The following is an 18,550-nucleotide window of genomic DNA, read 5'->3' as shown; positions in this document are numbered from 1 at the left end:
AAACATGCTATCACTAGCATGGGAAACCCATAGTAAACTCCTTAATCCATCACAGATTAAGCGACTAATCGTTGATTTCCAAACATGACGCCGACCTTCTCACGGATCTGGTTGATGAAGATCGCTGTCGTTTTTGATTTGCTGATCGCACCGGACAATTTACGAAGGGCTTGTGACATCAAACGAGCTTGAAGTCCTACGTGCGAGTCACCCATTTCCCCTTCGATCTCTGCTTTCGGAACCAGTGCAGCTACAGAGTCGATGATCAGGATATCGACCGCTCCGCTTCGTACGAGTGCTTCTGCGATCTCTAACGCCTGCTCCCCAGTGTCTGGCTGTGAAAGCAACAATTCATTGATATCCACACCGAGCTTTTCAGCGTAAACCGGGTCAAGGGCATGCTCAGCATCGATGAATGCTGCCTGTCCGCCGTTCCGTTGTGCTTCAGCAATGGCGTGCAGGGCTACAGTTGTTTTACCGGAAGACTCAGGTCCATAAACTTCGATGATCCTGCCACGAGGATAACCGCCCACGCCAAGTGCGATATCCACTGCGAGCGATCCGCTTGAAGTTGTAGAAACACGATTTTCTGTTTGTTCTCCCAACTTCATGACAGATCCTTTACCGAATTGCTTCTCTATTTGTCTTAATGCCATATCTAATGCAGCTTTACGATCACTCATGCAATCACTCCTTAAAATTAACTAACTTCATCATACCTTTTTTCATCTCGTTTGCCAATACTTTTTACGAACATTTATTCGCCTTTTACGAAATAGACTTTCCAACAAGTTCCTTCAATAAATAAAACAATCCATAATTGACTGTCCGGGTCCTGACCGCATTCCGATCACCAGCTAAACGAAGGGGATATATGTTGGTCCCACGGGAAGATGCTATTCCGATATAAACGGTTCCAGGAGGTTTACCCTCCATTTCATTCGGTCCGGCTACTCCGGTAAAACTGATGCCATAATCACTATTGAATAATTCACGCACATTTTCAGCCATCAATTTCGCACACGTTTCACTCACGGCACCATCGTCATCCAACACTTTTTCGGGAATCTTCAGTTGGTTCTTCTTGATCTCGTTCTGATAGCAAATGATTCCGCCCTGCAAAACTTGTCCCGCTCCAGGCTGTTTCGTCAATGCATGCCCGAATAATCCACCCGTTAGACTCTCCGCACAAGAAACAGTCAGTTCTTTGTCTTGCAATGTATCGAAGGTTTCGTAGGAAAGCGTGGTATCATCATAACCATAAAAGAAGTTGCCGACCCGATCTAAAATCTGCCTTTCGAGTTCATCGATCATCGCTTCACCCTGATCTTGGGTTTCACATTTGGCGGTCAGTCTCAAGGTCACCTCGAAATTACCGGCCAGAGGTGCGATTGTAGGATTCGTCTGGCTTTCAATAAGGTCCATCAATTTCGTCTCGAGTGCCGATTCACCAATCCCATAGAACCGCAGGACACGTGAAAGGATGCGTTCTACATCTTCACCTCTCACCTGTTGAATGTACGGAATTGCAAAATCAGTGAACATCGGTCTCATTTCCTTCGGTGGACCAGGCAGGAGTATGTAAGTCTTGTTTTCCTGTTGCAAGGCAATTCCAGGGGCCATGCCGTTATTATTCGGTAATACTGCAGCACCATCGAACACGAGGGCTTGTCTACGATTATTCTCAGACATCGGTTGTTGGATTTTCTCATAATAACCTTCAATAAAGTCCATCGCTTCCTTATTTTCAATCAAAGGAAGTCTAAGATGTTCTGCAATCGTTTCTTTCGTGAGGTCATCCTTTGTTGGTCCTAAGCCACCGGTGAAAACCAACAAGTCAGAACGTTCTTCAGCGGTTTTAATCGTAGAAATCAACCGTTGTTTGTTATCCCCGACGACAGAATGGTGGAAAACATTGATGCCTAGATCAGCTAACTGTTTAGAAATGAATTGGCCGTTCGTATTGGCGATTTGCCCCAATAAAAGCTCGGAGCCGATGGCAATGATTTCTGCATTCATAGATTCTGCACCTCTTTTGAATTTGTAGCGGTTCCATAAAAAGAACCATTGTTTAAATGAATAAGGCTGACTTCACATTATTTGTTGAGTCAGCCTTTCTTTGTCGTTATTTCGACTTTAGCATAATGTGCTTGTTTTTCATAAAATAATCCCATCCAGAGTAGACCGTTATGATTGTTGCTGCCCATAGTGCTATGTCAGCAAAAGGAAATCCAACAATCGTGAACGGGACATTATGAAGTAACAATGCTGCAATTGCAATGATTTGGATCCATGTCTTCAATTTACCCATCTGACTTGCCGCAATGACATCCCCATCACCTGCTGCAATCAACCGTAGTCCGGTGACCGCAAATTCACGGCTTAAAATCAAAATGACCATCCAGGCTGGTGCAAGCTGCAGTTCAACAAGTCCGATCAAAGCTGCTGTAATCAACAGCTTATCTGCCAGAGGGTCAAGAAATTTCCCAAGGTTCGTGACCAGGTTCAATTTCCTTGCATAATAACCGTCAATCCAATCTGTACATGATGCAATAATGAAGATGAGTGCAGCGATAAAATGATGTGTCGGTATCTCCCCGTTCATGACTTCAAGGGTCCCCCAGCCGAATGGAACGAGTAGGAAAACCATGAAAATAGGAATCAACATTACTCTTGATACTGTTATTTTATTTGGTAAGTTCATAACTGCCTCCTGTCGGTTATCGCTCAAGCATGTATATTTTACCACAAACGGCTGAAATGAAAACAATGAATCCTAATGAATGGTCAAATTGAAAAGGATCAATCAAATTATCCCTCATGTGAGTCACGATTCATACTCAATCAACCTCTACACGAAGCAACATTATGCATTGACAGAGCCGGTATAAAAAAGGACCGACTCAACATGTAAGAGTTACTGGTTGAGTCAATCCTTCTGATTATTGCTCTTCTGTTCCTTTTTGGTACTGGACAACGATTTTCTGATGAGGTCTCTTGGATGGTTCAACTGCGTATGTGACAGATTCACCATTGACAGTCACCTCTACATGCTGAGTCGCACCGATGTTAAAGGTAACTTGAGTGTGGTCCGCCAAATCGTACGAAACCGTACCATCCTCTTTTTTGAATATTTTTCCGCCAGGTTGAATGTTTTTACCTGATTCGTCTTTCACGTCAATATACGCTTCCCCGTTTATTTTCAGCTCTACGTTGAACTCGTCTGTCCCCGATAAGGAATAGGTTTTGATACTTCCTTCTGAAGATAGTTCCTCCAGCTTCTGTTCCGGGGTTTCTTCTTCAGATTGGGTTTCACTTTCATCCGTTCCATCAGCTTCTGAGTCTTCATTGCCTTCTTCATTATTGCCTTCTGTACCTTCGGTTGAATCTGATGATTCTTCCGGTGGTTTCTCACCTTCAGCACTTTCATAATTGTCGACATTATCTTTGTTCGGTTCAGAACTGCTGTTACCACTGTAATTCTGTACTACCCAGTAAAATCCGATTAAAAGTGCGATTAATAAAACTGCTGTTAATAATAATGGGATGACCTTAGCCAATTTATTATCTTTCGGCACATTTGCTTTGGATTTCGAGGATCTTGGCGTGAATTCAGTAGGCTCTTCTTTTGAAGCGGGCACTTCACTCGCATATTCTTCAAAAAGCATATCGGGATCAAGGCCTACTGCTTCAGCATAATTTTTAATGAATGCTCGGGCGTAAAATGCTCCTGGAAGGACGGAATAATGCCCCTCTTCGATCGCTTGAAGGTACCTCTTCTGAATCTTCGTCTTGTCTTGTAACTCATCGTATGATAATTGTTTTTCCAACCGCGCTTCTTTCAAGCGCTGACCAAGCTCTGTCATACTTGCTACCACCTGCCACTATTCAAAGTCAAAACCAAAGGATGTAGGGTTTGTATCATCAACGACATCATAAGTAATTTCTTCCTCAGGGTTACTTCGGAGTTCAATAATATAATCAAAATCATCAAGCGTGTACTCTGAATCCCTCACAAAAATATCCGGGTGTTCAACGATTTTGGTTGCTGGTAGTCTCATGACTTCACGGATCAGCTGCCAGTGTTTTTCTGATGACCGCTTTAAAGAAACGATCCCATCAACTAAAAACACATGATCATTGCTGTATTCATCGTCTGCCAATTGGCTGCGTATCGTTTGTTTCAGAAGAGTTGAAGAAACGAAAATCCATCGCTTGTTCGCACATACACTTGCTGCTACGATCGATTCAGTTTTCCCGACCCGGGGCATCCCGCGAATCCCGATGAGTTTATGCCCGTCAACCTTGAACAATTCAGCCATAAAATCAACAAGCAAGCCAAGTTCATCCCTGACAAACCGAAATGTCTTTTTATCATCAGCATCTCTTTGTATGTAACGCCCGTGCCTGACCGCTAAAATATCCCGGAGCTTCGGTTTCCTCATTTTCGTAATCGTAATGTTGTCCATCGTCTCAAGGATAGTCTTCAGACGTTCGACTTGTTCAGAATTATGAACCAACAACAACATTCCGCGCCTCATATTGTCAACGCCGTTGATTGTAATAATATTTATCCCTAACATACCGAGCAAAGAAGAAATATCACCTAGAAGCCCGGGACGGTTTTTATGTATTTCATATTCTAAATACCATTCCTGTTGTTCCATTAGTCATCTCCTTCGCTGTTCACCAATATCCGACATCCTTTTCTCTAATGATAAATGATTTTCTACATTAAGAAAAGTAAAATTAAAGAAAACTTGGCAAGTCTTAAACCTAGTGCAAAGAATTGCCTTAGTTGCACTTATGCCATGAGGTGTAAAGAAAACTTGGCAAGTCTTAAACCTAGTGCAAAGAATTGCCTTAGTTCCTCGAGAAAGCTTTGCTTTTGCTTCGTAAGAGGTATGAAGCAAAATGATAGTATTACCTTGATTATACGAAAAAAGGCTGATCCTCTAATTGGAATCAGCCAGTTTTCCACCTATCGTCTTTCTTGTACAAGCTTGACCATCATGCTTGCGATTGAATGACGCTCTTCTTCATTTGCAACATGCCAAAGGTCTGCAAGTACTTTTTCTTCTGCATTTTTTGGTTCAACTTGATCAGCAAGGTATCCTCCGATTTCAGTAGCGATTTCTGTAATCGCTCCATCCTTCATACCTTTTTCCTCTGCTTGTTGTAAACGTTCACTGAGGAAGCCTTTCCACTCATTCCAGTTATCAAGAACAGACATGTCTAGTCCCTCCTAGAAAAAATAAAATCGTTCAAGCATTATCATGTCTCAAAAAGTGGAAAGTATACATCGTTTTTTCAACTAGGGTTTTAGTAATGTCGTTTATATTATTGATTTATACGAAATTCAATCCGTGCGGTCAGCGTGCCAACTTTCAGAAAACAGTATTTAACAATACCAGGCACCGTTGACCGGGAGGATATGACCTGTCACATAGGATGATTTTTTGGAAACCAAATAACCTACCGCATCCGAAACTTCTGCCGGAAATCCAAAGCGTCCAATCGGTATTTCCTCTGAGATCGCTTCCATCTCTTCATCAGAAAGATGTTCATTCATTTTCGTTGCGATGATTCCAGGAGCGACAGCATTGACTCGGATCCCACTCGGTGCCAATTCTTTGGATAGTGCTTTTACCATCGTGTTCATACCTCCTTTCACCATTGAATAGAGAACTTCACAGGATGCACCTGTCTGTCCCCATATCGAAGTGATCATGACGATCGAACCTTTTTTCCTTTCGATCATCAAAGGTAGAAGTTGTTGTATGAGCTGGAACGGGCTTTTTAATTGAAGCTGCACCATCCCATCAAGTTCCTTTTGAGAAACATCCGTTATCAGGCCGGTATGCGAACTACCGCAATTATAAACGAGTACATCGACAGGAGTTTTGATTTGTTCGGTTAAGATTCCTGGTCCTTCCGGTACAGCTAAATTCGCATTGAGCAATTTACATTCGATCGATGACGCCAGTTCCATCTGTAGTTTTTCAACAGCTTCTTTATTCTGATAATAATGCAGATACAAGTTGTACCCTTGAGAAGCCAATTCCCGGGCAATTGCTTGTCCGATTTCCCCACTTGCGCCAGTGACTAAGGCATAGGATTTCATAGAACCCCTCCCAACTGAGATTGTGTTGAATATTTCAATTCCGGGAGACATAAAGCAGAGACTGACTTTACCAGTCAGCCTCACTTCTCCCGTTTTTATTTTCAACTGCTTTTTGGTCGTACCTGACAGCTTGTAAAAGCTTTTTCCCTAAAGTGATCATTCATTATCGTTTGGAGATCATCAGGTGTGATCTTCGCATACATCTCAATGACATTGAAAAGATTCATATCTCCGAATTGGAAACGGGTGAATTGATTGGCGATATATTCTGGAGAATTCATCGATCTCAGGAAACTGCCCATTTTCTTTTTCTTCAAACGTTCGATTGAGTCTGCATCGATCCCTTTTGATTTGGTCATCTCGATCATTTCAAAAATACGTTCTGTCAAACGATCCGGATCGCTTGTTTCTCCCCCTATGAGTGAGAAACCGAAATCGGATTCCTCTGTATAATCGAACGAGAATGATTGATCGATCAAGCCTTCATCGTATAATTCCTCATAATTATCCGAACTTTGGCCGAACAAATAATCGAGCAGAAGGTTCATGCTTAGTTCATATTTAAGGCGTTCATCACCTGAACGTTTAGGGGTCGCCGCTTTGAACCCAACCATACACTTCGGTGTTTGTACAGTCATTTTAATGACTGATTTCTTTTTTGCGACTTCAGGGGGTTCATCTTCAAAAAAACGCTCGATTTTTTCAGGTGCAGCAAAATCTTTACCGTCCTGATTCTCTTTTACGAGACCCATGATTTCTTTGACATCGATATTGCCGACGACAAATAAGAGCATGTTGCTTGGATGGTAAAAAGTTTCGTAGCATGTGTAAAGTGAATCTTTTGTAATCTTTGCTATGGAAGGAACGGTACCCGCAATATCAATTTTTACGGGATGATGATGGAACATGTTTTCGATCACCCCGAAGTATACACGCCAATCGGGATTATCATCATACATCTCGATTTCCTGTCCGATGATCCCTTTTTCTTTCTCTACCGTCTTTTCAGTGAAATAAGGGGCTTGCACAAAATCGATCAATGTCTTCAAATTTTCCTTCACATTTGATGTACTGGAGAAAAGATATGCCGTTCTTGTAAAAGATGTGAAAGCATTAGCGGATGCGCCTTGTTTACTAAAATCCTGGAAAACATCCCCGTGCTCTTTTTCAAACAATTTATGTTCGAGAAAATGAGCGATGCCATCAGGAACTTTGACAGGCTCATCCGAACCCATCGGTGTGAAATGGTTATCGACTGAACCATATTTGGTCGTAAAGGTTGCATACGTCTTATTAAAGCCTTTTTTCGGTAAAACATATACCTGGAGTCCATTGTCTAATGTTTCGGAATAAAGGGTTTCTTGCAGTTGATCAAAATACGTTTCTTTCATGGTTATTGACCCTCCCCTTTAAGGAAATAGATCGTATCAAGCGTTACAGTTTCGGCAGCTTTCTGGACATCGTCCATCGTTACCGCCTGAATCCCCTCTATCCACTCATCGATAGAACGCTCAATGCCGGCTACTCTCGAATGATATAACAGATCCACCCAACTGTTCGGGTTATCGACAGACTCGAGCAGTTGATTCCGCAGCATCTCCTTGGTCTGTGAAAATTCAGCTTCTGAAATATCACCATTCTTCATCTTGTCCATTTGTTCCTTTATGATCGAAACCGCTTTTTCATAATTTTTGAATTCGATTCCTGACATGACGAACAAAGCACCTACATGGCTTTCAATCCTTGAAACTGCATAGTAGGCTAGACTCGCCTTTTCACGGACATTGATAAACAATTTTGAATGTGAAAATCCACCGAATATTCCATTGAAGACCTGAATGGCATAATACGCTGGGTCGGAAAAGGTAATTGATGTCCGATATCCGATATGGAGCTTTCCTTGTTTAATGTCCTGTTCATCAAAAACAACATTTTCCTGTGTCCTGTTATCGATTTCTGAGGAAGGTGATTCATCCGCATTGACTCGTTCACTCAGTTCGAGTCTTGAGAGAACTTTACGCTCCACTTCCACTCCATCGATGTCGCCGACGATATAGATATCGATTTCATCTTTATTCATTACATCCTTATAATAGTTGAAAAGTTCTTCTGCAGTAATGGCATCGACCTCTTCTTCTTTCCCATAGGCATGTTGTGCATACGGGCGGCCTTTGAACATTTCTTCAACAAGGCGTTTATTCGCAAAACGCATTTTATCATCATAGATCGATTGGATTTTCTGTTTCAAGACTCGTTTTTCTTTTCTCACATTATTCTCATCGAATTTCGTACCATCGCTCAATGGCTGCAACATCACTTCAGATAAGAACTCAAGGGACTGATCCAGAAGTTGTGTATTGTCCAGCAAAAACTTTTCATTCGAAACATCCATACGGATCGTGATGATCTGATAATCCCCTTTTTTTGCGACAGAAGTTACAAAACCCGCACCGTACATATCTTCCAATAGGCGATGGATATGTAAAGATGATGGATAGGATTTCGTGCCAGCTTTCAAGACTTGCGCTAACAATGCTCTTTTTGTTACGTTCTCTTCTTCAATCTTACGTTTTATCTGGATGGAAATCGTCGTTGTCTTATATTTTTCTGTTTCAATCAGATGCAGTGTATACCCTTCATTAGATACCACTCGAGGTTCTGTTATCCTTGTCATATCTTCAACCTCTCCTTTGCCAGGTTTTCTGTTGATAGCTTACCCCATTTTTCCACGAAACATGAAACACTCATCATTATAATACTCTTTCATGAGAATTTCATAACGGAAGGCAAGCTAATTGTAATCGCTATACATATACTTTTTTGTTAGGAGGACTCGTCTCGCTGTTCCCGCTGAAGTGACGTGCATTTCGCCTTAAAGAAAATTTCAGCCATTAATATTAAAGGATGTTTTCGCTAGTTTTGTTGCTCTTGCACTTAAAGAAAGTATAAAATACTTTCTTCAGTATAAGGGCAACTAAGGCTCGACCTACAAAAGGCTTGGTCTCGCCAAGTTTTCTTTAAAAGTCGTTGATTTCCGCTCCAGGATGCTCGCTTTCCGCGGGGCGTGCGGTGAGCCCGCAGGACAAGGAAAGCTTCGACAGCGTTACATCGCACGAAGAAAATGCGATTTCATTTTCGAGGAGTCCCGCACCTTGCTCTCCAACCAACTTGCACAAAGTAATTTTTAAAAATGACTCAAAAGCAACAAACTTATAGAAAAGAGCCAAAATCAAAAATATTTCATTGCAATCCTAAAAAAGAACTCCTCATACTATGAGAAGTTCTCTATTCGTTATCGTTTTCCTTTTTCGTATGGTTTTCCGATTGCTTTAGGTGCGTCTGCACGGCCAACGAAACCTGCTAGCGCAAGTATTGTCAGCACATATGGTGAAATGAGCAAAATGACGTGTGGTATTTCTTTCAGCAATGGTATTTGTTGCCCGGTAATGCTCAATGATTGGGCAAACCCGAAGAACAATGCTGCACCTAATGCGCCAAGCGGGTGCCACTTTCCAAAGATCATAGCTGCAAGGGCCATGAATCCTTGCCCTGCGATCGTAGAGTGTGTGAAGTTCCCACTAATGGAGGTTGCGTAAACCGCACCACCAAGCCCTGCGAAAGCACCACTCAGCATAACTGCAATGTAACGCATTTTCGTTACATTGATTCCCATTGTATCTGCAGCCATCGGATGTTCGCCGACCGCACGTAGACGAAGGCCGAATGGTGTTTTAAACACGACGAACCAGACAACGAAAGCCAGTGCCACAGCTAAGAATGAGGTTATATAAGCATCCCCGAAAAGTAATGGACCGATAAAAGGGATATCAGAAAGTATCGGAATATCCGACTTGAAAATCCGTTCGTTCAAATATGGTGTTTGACCAGCATCAAAGATTTTCTTTACTAGGAAAAGCGTCAAACCAGCTGCTAAAAAATTCAAAGCTACGCCGCTGACGACCTGGTCAGCACGGAACGAAATGCTTGCAACTGCGTGCAACAGTGAGAAAATCGCTCCAATTACGATTGCGACCAGGAAAGAGAACCAAGGTGACGCACTACCAAACCCCCATGTCTCTCCATAGAACGTGAAAACGGCTCCGACAAACGCTCCCATCATCATGAGCCCTTCCAAACCGATATTGACAACTCCGGATCGTTCACTGAAAACTCCACCAAGTGCAGTCAGAATCAAAGGGGCGGCAGCAAAGATGGCTGTGGGTATGATGATTTGTAATATCTGCATGAGATCCATCTAGATTTTCCCCCTTCTGTTAATCCGGTTCCGCAGCCAGTAGACAAGATAGCTTGAAGCTACGAAAAAGATGATCAGTGAAATGACAATTGTGATCAATTCAGGAGGGACTTGCGCCATCGCCTGCATATTCAATGCTCCGATTTTCAATCCTCCGAAAAGAGCCGCGGCAAGGATGATTCCAATCGCACTATTTGCTCCAAGAAGCGCTACAGCGATTCCATCAAACCCGACACCAGTAAAGGCAGCATTAATTGTCATATATTGATACGTACCAAGACCTTCCATGGCACCTGCAACACCAGCAAATCCACCTGAAATGCACATGGATAAGATGATGTTCTTCGAAACATTGATTCCTGCATAGTCAGAAGCATGCTGGTTGAATCCGACTGCACGCAGTTCGTATCCAGTCGTCGTCTTCCATAACAAGTACCACATCAATATCGCAGCCAATATGGCCACGATGATTCCATAGTGTAACCTCGAAAAATCCGTTATTTCTTGTAAGAACAGTGATGATAATGAAGCTGAAGATTGGATATCTTCAGTCCGTTCTCCTGGCGCTAACAAATGAGTTCGAATGATTGCGTTAGTGACATGTAAAGCTACATAGTTCATCATGATCGTGGTGATGACTTCATGAACTCTGAATCTTGCTTTCAAAAACCCAGGTACAAGTCCCCATAACGCCCCAGCAACTGCTGCCGCAATGATAGCGAGCGGAATATGGATGAATGCAGGTACCCCTTCAACTGCGATTCCAACATAAACGGAAGCGAGCCATCCTACTAATAGCTGACCTTCTACACCGATGTTAAACAAGCCGGTTCTGAAAGCGAATGCGACAGCAATTCCTGATAAAATCAACGGTGACATCTGTCTGACTGTTTCTCCGATATAATATGGATCTGTGAAAATGACACTGAACAGAGAGGAGTATGCCAGCAGTGGATCAAATCCACTTGTAACCATGATGATTCCACCGACGAGAAGACCCAGTGCAACTGCAATGATAGGAACACTGAGTTTGAATAGTATTTTTTGCAGTTTCACTTACTTCTCCTCCTTCACTGTCTGTGTCGATCCAGCCATAAGTAATCCTAAATCTTGTTCTGTGACCTCTTCCGGATCGACGATGGCTATGATTTTCCCTTCATATATGACAGCGATCCGATCACTAACATTCCTGATTTCTTCAAGTTCAAATGAAATGAGCAATACAGCTTTATTGGCATCTCTTTCTTCAATAAGCTTGGAATGGATGAATTCAATCGCTCCAACGTCCAGTCCCCGTGTCGGCTGTGCGGCAATAAGGAGATCAGGGCTACGATCCACTTCACGAGCGATGATCGCTTTTTGTTGATTTCCACCGGATAAAGCCCTCGCCTGGGTATATACACTCGGCGTCCGTACATCGAACTGCTCAATCAACTGTTCTGCTTTTTTGAAAATTTCTGTTGCTTTCAGTTGTTTGTATTTGGAATATGGTTTTTGATAGTAGGTTTGCAACACGATATTTTCACCGATAGAAAAATCAAGAACCAGACCGTGTTTGTGACGGTCCTGAGGTATATGGCCAATCCCTGATTCAGTGACCTTACGTGGTTTGAGATTGGTTATTTCTTTACCATTCAACCGAATCTCTCCACTGTCTGCTTTACGCAAGCCTGTAATCGCTTCAATCAATTCCGTTTGACCGTTGCCATCTACACCAGCAATTCCAATGATTTCCCCTGCGCGAATGGTCAAATCCAAACCGTTGACAGCTGGTACTCCTCGAGTATCTTTCACTACAAGGCTTTTTATCTCAAGAACGTCGTGTTGAGGATTTCCTTTTTCTTTCTTCGTGGTGAACGATACATTGCGTCCAACCATCATCGAAGCTAATTCTTCACGATTCGTATCTGCTACATTCACAGTACCGATTCCTTTACCCCGGCGGATGACCGTACAACGATCACAAACTTCCATAATCTCCTTCAACTTATGGGTGATCAGAATGATTGATTTCCCTTCAGCAATCAGACGTTTCATGATTTGGGTCAACTCTTTTATTTCCTGAGGTGTCAACACAGCTGTCGGTTCATCAAAGATCAGAATTTCCGCACCACGGTATAACGTTTTTAAAATCTCCACACGCTGTTGCATCCCTACGGAAATATCCTCGATTTTGGCATATGGATCTACTCGTAATCCATATTGTCTGGATATTTCTTCTACCTTCTTTGCTGCTGATTTGATATCGACCTGTGCGCGCCGTTTCGGTTCTTGTCCAAGGACGATATTCTCAGTAACAGTAAAGTTTTCTACGAGCATAAAATGCTGATGGACCATACCGATCCCCAAATTGTTTGCGATGTTCGGATCTGTGATCTCCACCTTTTCACCGCGTACACGTATTTCACCTTTTTCGGGCTGATACAGGCCGAACAGTACGTTCATCAATGTTGATTTCCCTGCACCGTTTTCTCCTAACAATGCATGGATTTCACCCTTTTGAACCTGTAATGTTATGTTGTCATTGGCTACTATGCCAGGAAACTCTTTGCGGATGTCCCGCATTTCAATGACGTATTCCAACTGTCATCACTCCTACTATGTTGTTGCGTTTGCAAAGGCTGAACAGCATCTTTCTTATATCCTCAAAAGGCTCTTAAGTGTAACAAGGGAGTCTGGTAAGTATCTGACATACCTTTGGTACACTCAAGAACACAAGGGTATTCTGGATGAGTCGATCATCAAAAGAATGGCAAACTGTTCAATTGCATAAATAAAGGGGTTGACTCAAAGAATGATGGGTCAACCCCTCTGTATAGAGCTATAGATTACTTTTCGCTTTTGAATGCTTCGTATTCTTCCTCTGTCTTAGGTACTTCAATTTCACCTGCAACGATTTTCTCTTTATATTCTTTAACCATATTCAGTGACTCTTCTGTAACGTTATCTTCTGTTGGAGCGATACCTACTCCATTTTCTTCAAGACCGAATTCGACGATTTTCCCACCCGGGAAGTTTCCATCTTTCGTTTGAGAAGAAACTTCAAATACAGCTGTGTCTACACGTTTTACCATGGAAGTAAGGGTTACACTTTTGTTGTTCGCTTTGTCATAGATTCCTTCTTCGAATTGGTCACGGTCGACTCCGATCACCCATACATCTTCACCGTTCTTCTTACGGTTGATTGCTTCGGTGAACACCCCTGCACCAGTTCCTCCTGCTGCATGATAAATAACGTCTACATCTTTACCATATAAAGCTGAAGCAATCGTGGCACCTTTAGCAGCGTCGTTGAAATCCCCAGCATATTGAGTGAGTACTTCAGCATTCGGATTTGCAGTCAAAACGCCCGCAAGGAAACCATTCTCAAATTTAGAAATAAGTTCACTTTCTACACCGCCGATGAACCCGACTTTATTCGTTTTCGTTTGCAATCCAGCTACCAATCCAACGAGGAAGGATCCTTGATGCTCTTTAAACGTGATACTTGCTACATTTTCAAGCGGATTTCCATCTTCATCAACAGCTACGCTATCGACAAGTGCAAATTGTGCATCCTTTTGTTGTTGTGCGACTTTTTGAATGTCTTCTTGCATCAAGAAGCCGATTCCGTAAATCAAATCATAATTTTGACGGACCAAGTTGTTCAAGTTCGGACGGTAGTCACTTTGTTTTTCTGATTGCAAGTATTTGTATCCTTTTTTCTCTTCCAGGTCGTTTTCATCACCAAATGCTTCAAGGCCTTCCCAAGCAGATTGGTTGAACGACTTATCGTCTACTCCGCCAGTGTCTGTTACCATTGCGACTTTAAAGCCGTCATCTTTCTTATCCCCTGAGGCAGCTTCATCACTGCCGCAAGCCGAAAGTAATGTTCCAGCCGCTAAAACCATAGACATCAATAACCCATAACGCTTTTTCATTCCGTACATTTCCCCCTTAGTGTATTATCAAAGTTTCATAAATTTCGAAAAGCTAAGCGCTTTCAAACAACCCCCTTGACCACCTCCTTAAAAGCTATGAGAACACTGGAACTATGTCCTGTAAGTCAGAATAAGTGCCGGGAATCTGAATTCGACAGATACACTTATAGACGCAGGTACAGGTTTTACTAAATGCGTCGGAAATTCGCAGTTTATCATCCGGTGCCATCTTGGACTTCCTATCACACCCGACGTCTGACAACGTGGAAATCAAACTTATCCGCCCTAAAATAATTCACCGAATACAACACTGGAACATCATTCTGATCGTAATGCATTTGCTTCAATACGAGCAGGGATGATTCGGGTGGGCATTCCAGTACGTCCGAAACTTTTTCGTGATATCCTAAAGGTTCGATATGAGTAACCGCATACAATACTCGGCTATTAGACTCTTTTTCTAGCAAGTTGAACAGTGATTCTTCTTCCATCGATTTATAATTGGATGGCATCAATTTCGCAGGGACCTGATCAAGACAATAAATGACAGGTTGTCCATCCGCTGTCCGAACACGTTCCACAATTACAAGTTCATCAGTAGCTTCAAGGTTGAACCTCTGAACTTCCTCGTCCATCGCTTCTCTCGTATCTGATGACAGGAATATTGTGCCTGGTTTCTGTTCACCTCGTTCAATCATCTCAGTAAGACTGAAGAGCTCTTCAATACCAGATGAGAAAACGGGTCGAGTCCGTACAAAAGTCCCTACACCATGCCTTCTGACGACGATATTCTCATCTTCTAGGATTCGCAGCGCTTCTCTAAGTGTTGCGCGGCTGATACCTAACAGCTTGGATAATTCAAACTCGCTCGGAAGTCTTTCCCCTTCCTGATAAACCCCTGCTTCAATATCTTTCTTCAATCGATCTATTACTTGTAAATATAATAGACGATGGTCCGTTTTAATGGTCACACGTCTTCACCCCAAGTGTATTGCATTCTATTCTGTTTATTTAACAATATTCGACAATACTATATCATTTTTACATCAATAAATAAATACTATTTTTACATTATATATAAAAATGTTACGACAATATTTCAAATCTGACATGCTAATTGTTAATAAAGGCTGTATTCACAAACTTTGTTGCTCTTGCACTTAAAGAAAGTATAAATACTTTCTTCAGTATAAGGGCAACTAAGGCTCGACCTACAAAAGGCTTGGTCTCGCCAAGTTTTCTTTAAAAGTCGTTGATTTACGCTCCAGGATGCTCGCTTTCCACGGGGCGTGCGGTGAGCCCACTCGTCGCCTTGCGACCTCAGGAGTCTCCTTTTCAAGGAAGCATTTGTGCTCCTGCGTCTACAAGAAAGTCCTGTCGAAGCGAGCTTCCTCGTCGCATCCCTTGCGAGGAGATTATTCAGGTAGTAGGCACGCTGATCCCGCAGGACAAGGAAAGCTTCGGCAGCGTTACATCGCACGAAGAAAATGCGATTTTCATTTTCGAGAGTCTCGCACCTTGCTCTTCAATCAACTTGCACAAAGTGTTTTTTTAAAATGACACAAAAACAACACTCTTTTAGAAAAGAGCCATAATCAAAGCATCAACAAAATGACATTTACATTAATTTCTTTGAGCTGGATTCAAATCATACGGCCAGTAAAAAACATAAAGAAAAGTGCCTGACACACCGGAATACAGAGCGTCAGACACTTATCATTGCTCATGTTCTTTAACTGGATGAGGCATCCTGATCTATACTTGAAATGAGGACCTCCCTCGGTTTACTTCCTTCATAGGGACCGACAATACCTCTTGCCTCCATTGCATCAATCAGTCTTGCAGCTCTTGTGTATCCAATCCGGAACCGCCTTTGGAGCATGGAAACTGATGCAGTTTGCATATCGACGATCAAATTCACTGCATCATCAAAAAGTTCATCTTCAACTTCTTCTACCTTCTGATCAGGTTCATCGGTCGGGATCATTTCTTCCTGATACTTCGCTTTTTGCTGTCCAATGACGAAATCGACTACTTGTTGCACTTCTTCATCAGATAAAAATGCACCTTGTACACGTGTCGGTTTGTTCGAGCCGATCGGGAAATAAAGCATATCACCTTTCCCAAGAAGTTTTTCAGCCCCTCCCATGTCGAGGATGGTTCGGGAATCTGTTGAGGATGAAACGCTGAATGCGATCCTTGATGGAATGTTCGCTTTGATGACACCCGTGATGACATCAACTGAAGGCCTTTGAGTAGCGATGATCAAGTGTATTCCGGCAGCACGTGCCATTTGGGCAAGCCTGGTAATCGCATCTTCAACGTCACCCGAAGCGACCATCATCAGATCAGCGAGTTCATCTACGATGACGACGATATATGGCAGTAAAGCCTGTTTAGCATCAGATTCCTCATTTTGTTTTTTGATCACATTGTTATAGCCTTCAATGTTCCTTGTCCCGCTATGTGAAAACAATTCATATCGACGTTCCATTTCATTGACGACCCGCTTCAATGCTTGTGCAGCTTTTTTCGGTTCAGTCACAACTGGAGCAAGCAGATGAGGAATGCCATTATAGACATTCAATTCGACCATTTTCGGATCGATCATCATCATTTTCACTTCATGCGGTTTCGCTTTCAACAAAATACTTGTTATGATTCCATTCACACATACACTTTTACCGCTGCCTGTCGCCCCCGCAATCAACAAGTGAGGCATTTTGCTCAGGTCAGCGAGGATCGGTTCTCCAGAAATATCACGCCCTAAACCGATACTAAGCTTTGCATTTAGATCGTTGCGTTTTGTATCCACGACTTCTCTTAATGAGACCATCGCCACTTCCTGATTCGGCACTTCGATTCCGATTGCCGATCTTCCTGGAATCGGTGCTTCAATCCGCAAATCTTTTGCTGCAAGCGCCAATGCTAGGTCGTCTGTCAAATTAACGATTTTACTTACCTTCACACCAATGGCCGGCTGAACTTCATATTTTGTTACAGCAGGACCCAAATGGACTTTGACTACCTTCGCTTTTACCCCGAAGCTTTCAAACGTTCGTTCCAGCTTTCTCGTGTTCTCCGATACGTGTTGTCTTTCCCGATGTTGGCCGGATTTAACTGGTCTGCTCAGCAAATCATAAGAAGGGAGCTCATAGGATTCATTTTCCACTTCTGCAACGGAAAATCCAGAAGTGACTTCGCCAGAATCCATACTGGAGTTGCTAGCAGGTTGGGATGGTTTTTTGTTTCCCTTTTCAGCATGATCCTTTTGCAATTCCTTTTGTTTCAACTCTTCGAACTCGAATGCTTCCTGATAACTGTTTTCAGTGAAATCTTCAATTATCGGTTCAGAGTAGTTTTCCTCTTCAAACTCTTTCTGATCATCGGCTTCTTTTTTATCCTTGGTTGTCCGTTTGCCCCTCGTCTTCCGTTCCTTCTTACGTGCTTCTTGCTTCTGATCCCGCTTGCTCTGAAAATGATCCTTCCACTCACTATATGTATTCATGATGAAGTTCTTTAATGGTACCAAGACTTTAGCAAGAATGTCATTCATGGACAATCCTGTGATTAGCAAGATCGAGATGATCCACATGAAGAAGATGATGACCTGGGTCCCTTCAGGTGCAAACAAGACATAAGTGAACGCGAAACCAAAAGCTCCGATCATTCCGCCCCCTAAATCGTAGGTTCCTGGATCAGATCCCTGGTATCGCAAAAACAATTCCCAAGTATTCTGGATGACAGAAGGATTTTCCCATTCGCCATTTCGAGATAAAAGGTCGAAAAGCTTAACATGGCTTTGCAATAATAAACCGAGAACGAACAAGTAAACACCGCTTAACCGGCGAGTAAAAAAGTTTGGCCATGCCCGCTTCCAAATGATATAAATGGAGAGGACAAAAACTCCTAAAAGCAAGATCCCATACCATTCCCCGCCTGATAAACGGAACAATCCAGCAAATATATTCCCCACCCTGCCGAATTCCGCCGCTGCAATCAACGTCATTGCAAGTAATAGTAGGCCGAAAACTTCAAAAGACAGCTGCGATTTCCAACCTGACGACTTTTTATTCTTTTTTTTCCTTTTTGCCATTTTTTCACCTCTCATGCGATTTACTCTGTCTGGATGTATGTATTTGGTGATACACATTTACTTATGTATTGCAAAAGGGCTGACCCTGTTAAAGCGGGACTGTGTTAACACTTCAATGACTGGATACCGTGTTAAACGAGTCGGACACTTAAGGG

General features: G+C 42.5%; 14 protein-coding genes and 1 pseudogene. All 15 read right to left on the bottom strand.

The window, feature by feature from the left end:
- Positions 1 to 74: 74 nt before the first annotated feature.
- Positions 75 to 683: pseudogene (gene recA, locus N8M93_RS14460) on the bottom strand (recombinase RecA); the annotation flags it as partial.
- Positions 684 to 768: 85 nt separating this feature from the next.
- Entirely contained in the window at positions 769 to 2,019 is a 1,251-nt protein-coding gene (locus N8M93_RS14455) for a competence/damage-inducible protein A (protein WP_261132963.1), read from the bottom strand.
- A 106-nt stretch (positions 2,020 to 2,125) separates the two neighbouring features.
- A complete protein-coding gene (pgsA, locus tag N8M93_RS14450) occupies positions 2,126 to 2,704 on the bottom strand; it encodes a CDP-diacylglycerol--glycerol-3-phosphate 3-phosphatidyltransferase (RefSeq protein WP_261132961.1) in 579 nt (192 codons plus the stop codon).
- A gap of 238 nt (positions 2,705 to 2,942) precedes the next feature.
- Entirely contained in the window at positions 2,943 to 3,866 is a 924-nt protein-coding gene (locus N8M93_RS14445; protein WP_261132959.1) for a helix-turn-helix domain-containing protein, read from the bottom strand.
- A gap of 18 nt (positions 3,867 to 3,884) precedes the next feature.
- Positions 3,885 to 4,667 carry a DUF3388 domain-containing protein gene (locus N8M93_RS14440; RefSeq protein WP_261132957.1) on the bottom strand — a complete coding sequence of 261 codons (783 nt, stop codon included), beginning with the start codon at positions 4,665 to 4,667 and terminating at the stop codon, positions 3,885 to 3,887.
- A gap of 314 nt (positions 4,668 to 4,981) precedes the next feature.
- On the bottom strand, positions 4,982 to 5,233 hold the full coding sequence (locus tag N8M93_RS14435) for a DUF3243 domain-containing protein (RefSeq protein WP_261132956.1): 252 nt from the start codon (positions 5,231 to 5,233) through the stop codon (positions 4,982 to 4,984).
- 168 nt (positions 5,234 to 5,401) lie between these two features.
- Positions 5,402 to 6,124: an elongation factor P 5-aminopentanone reductase gene (gene ymfI / locus N8M93_RS14430; protein ID WP_261132955.1), complete on the bottom strand. Its 723-nt coding sequence runs from the start codon at positions 6,122 to 6,124 to the stop codon at positions 5,402 to 5,404.
- Positions 6,125 to 6,225: 101 nt separating this feature from the next.
- A complete protein-coding gene (gene yfmH, locus N8M93_RS14425; protein ID WP_261132954.1) occupies positions 6,226 to 7,515 on the bottom strand; it encodes an EF-P 5-aminopentanol modification-associated protein YfmH in 1,290 nt (429 codons plus the stop codon).
- A gap of 2 nt (positions 7,516 to 7,517) precedes the next feature.
- Complete coding sequence (gene yfmF / locus N8M93_RS14420; RefSeq protein WP_261132953.1) at positions 7,518 to 8,798, bottom strand: EF-P 5-aminopentanol modification-associated protein YfmF; 1,281 nt, start codon at positions 8,796 to 8,798, stop codon at positions 7,518 to 7,520.
- A 618-nt stretch (positions 8,799 to 9,416) separates the two neighbouring features.
- On the bottom strand, positions 9,417 to 10,379 hold the full coding sequence (locus N8M93_RS14415; RefSeq protein WP_261132952.1) for an ABC transporter permease: 963 nt from the start codon (positions 10,377 to 10,379) through the stop codon (positions 9,417 to 9,419).
- Positions 10,380 to 11,429, bottom strand: a complete 1,050-nt coding sequence (locus N8M93_RS14410) for an ABC transporter permease (protein WP_261133061.1) — start codon at positions 11,427 to 11,429, stop codon at positions 10,380 to 10,382. It abuts the gene before it with no gap.
- Between the two features lie 6 nt (positions 11,430 to 11,435).
- Positions 11,436 to 12,962: an ABC transporter ATP-binding protein gene (locus N8M93_RS14405; RefSeq protein WP_261132950.1), complete on the bottom strand. Its 1,527-nt coding sequence runs from the start codon at positions 12,960 to 12,962 to the stop codon at positions 11,436 to 11,438.
- A gap of 245 nt (positions 12,963 to 13,207) precedes the next feature.
- Positions 13,208 to 14,299 carry a BMP family protein gene (locus tag N8M93_RS14400; protein ID WP_261132948.1) on the bottom strand — a complete coding sequence of 364 codons (1,092 nt, stop codon included), beginning with the start codon at positions 14,297 to 14,299 and terminating at the stop codon, positions 13,208 to 13,210.
- A gap of 242 nt (positions 14,300 to 14,541) precedes the next feature.
- Positions 14,542 to 15,270 carry a GntR family transcriptional regulator gene (locus N8M93_RS14395; protein WP_261132947.1) on the bottom strand — a complete coding sequence of 243 codons (729 nt, stop codon included), beginning with the start codon at positions 15,268 to 15,270 and terminating at the stop codon, positions 14,542 to 14,544.
- Positions 15,271 to 16,031: 761 nt separating this feature from the next.
- On the bottom strand, positions 16,032 to 18,395 hold the full coding sequence (locus tag N8M93_RS14390) for a DNA translocase FtsK (RefSeq protein WP_261132945.1): 2,364 nt from the start codon (positions 18,393 to 18,395) through the stop codon (positions 16,032 to 16,034).
- Positions 18,396 to 18,550 lie beyond the last annotated feature (155 nt).

The sequence above is a fragment of the Bacillus sp. Marseille-Q3570 genome (assembly GCF_946151055.1).
Taxonomy (GTDB): domain Bacteria; phylum Bacillota; class Bacilli; order Bacillales; family Fictibacillaceae; genus Pseudalkalibacillus.
Note: the sequence above shows the minus strand (reverse complement) of the source record. Positions and strands in the feature narration are given on the sequence as shown.

Bases quoted from the DNA above. Each gene is read 5' to 3' on its own strand.
- N8M93_RS14455 (WP_261132963.1), bottom strand. From the start codon at position 2,019: ATGAATGCAGAAATCATTGCCATCGGCTCCGAGCTTTTATTGGGGCAA.
- yfmH (WP_261132954.1), bottom strand. From the start codon at position 7,515: ATGAAAGAAACGTATTTTGATCAACTGCAAGAAACCCTTTATTCCGAA.
- N8M93_RS14400 (WP_261132948.1), bottom strand. From the start codon at position 14,299: ATGAAAAAGCGTTATGGGTTATTGATGTCTATGGTTTTAGCGGCTGGA.
- N8M93_RS14440 (WP_261132957.1), bottom strand. From the start codon at position 4,667: ATGGAACAACAGGAATGGTATTTAGAATATGAAATACATAAAAACCGT.
- N8M93_RS14435 (WP_261132956.1), bottom strand. From the start codon at position 5,233: ATGTCTGTTCTTGATAACTGGAATGAGTGGAAAGGCTTCCTCAGTGAA.
- yfmF (WP_261132953.1), bottom strand. From the start codon at position 8,798: ATGACAAGGATAACAGAACCTCGAGTGGTATCTAATGAAGGGTATACA.
- N8M93_RS14415 (WP_261132952.1), bottom strand. From the start codon at position 10,379: ATGGATCTCATGCAGATATTACAAATCATCATACCCACAGCCATCTTT.
- N8M93_RS14390 (WP_261132945.1), bottom strand. From the start codon at position 18,395: ATGGCAAAAAGGAAAAAAAAGAATAAAAAGTCGTCAGGTTGGAAATCG.
- N8M93_RS14445 (WP_261132959.1), bottom strand. From the start codon at position 3,866: ATGACAGAGCTTGGTCAGCGCTTGAAAGAAGCGCGGTTGGAAAAACAA.
- ymfI (WP_261132955.1), bottom strand. From the start codon at position 6,124: ATGAAATCCTATGCCTTAGTCACTGGCGCAAGTGGGGAAATCGGACAA.
- pgsA (WP_261132961.1), bottom strand. From the start codon at position 2,704: ATGAACTTACCAAATAAAATAACAGTATCAAGAGTAATGTTGATTCCT.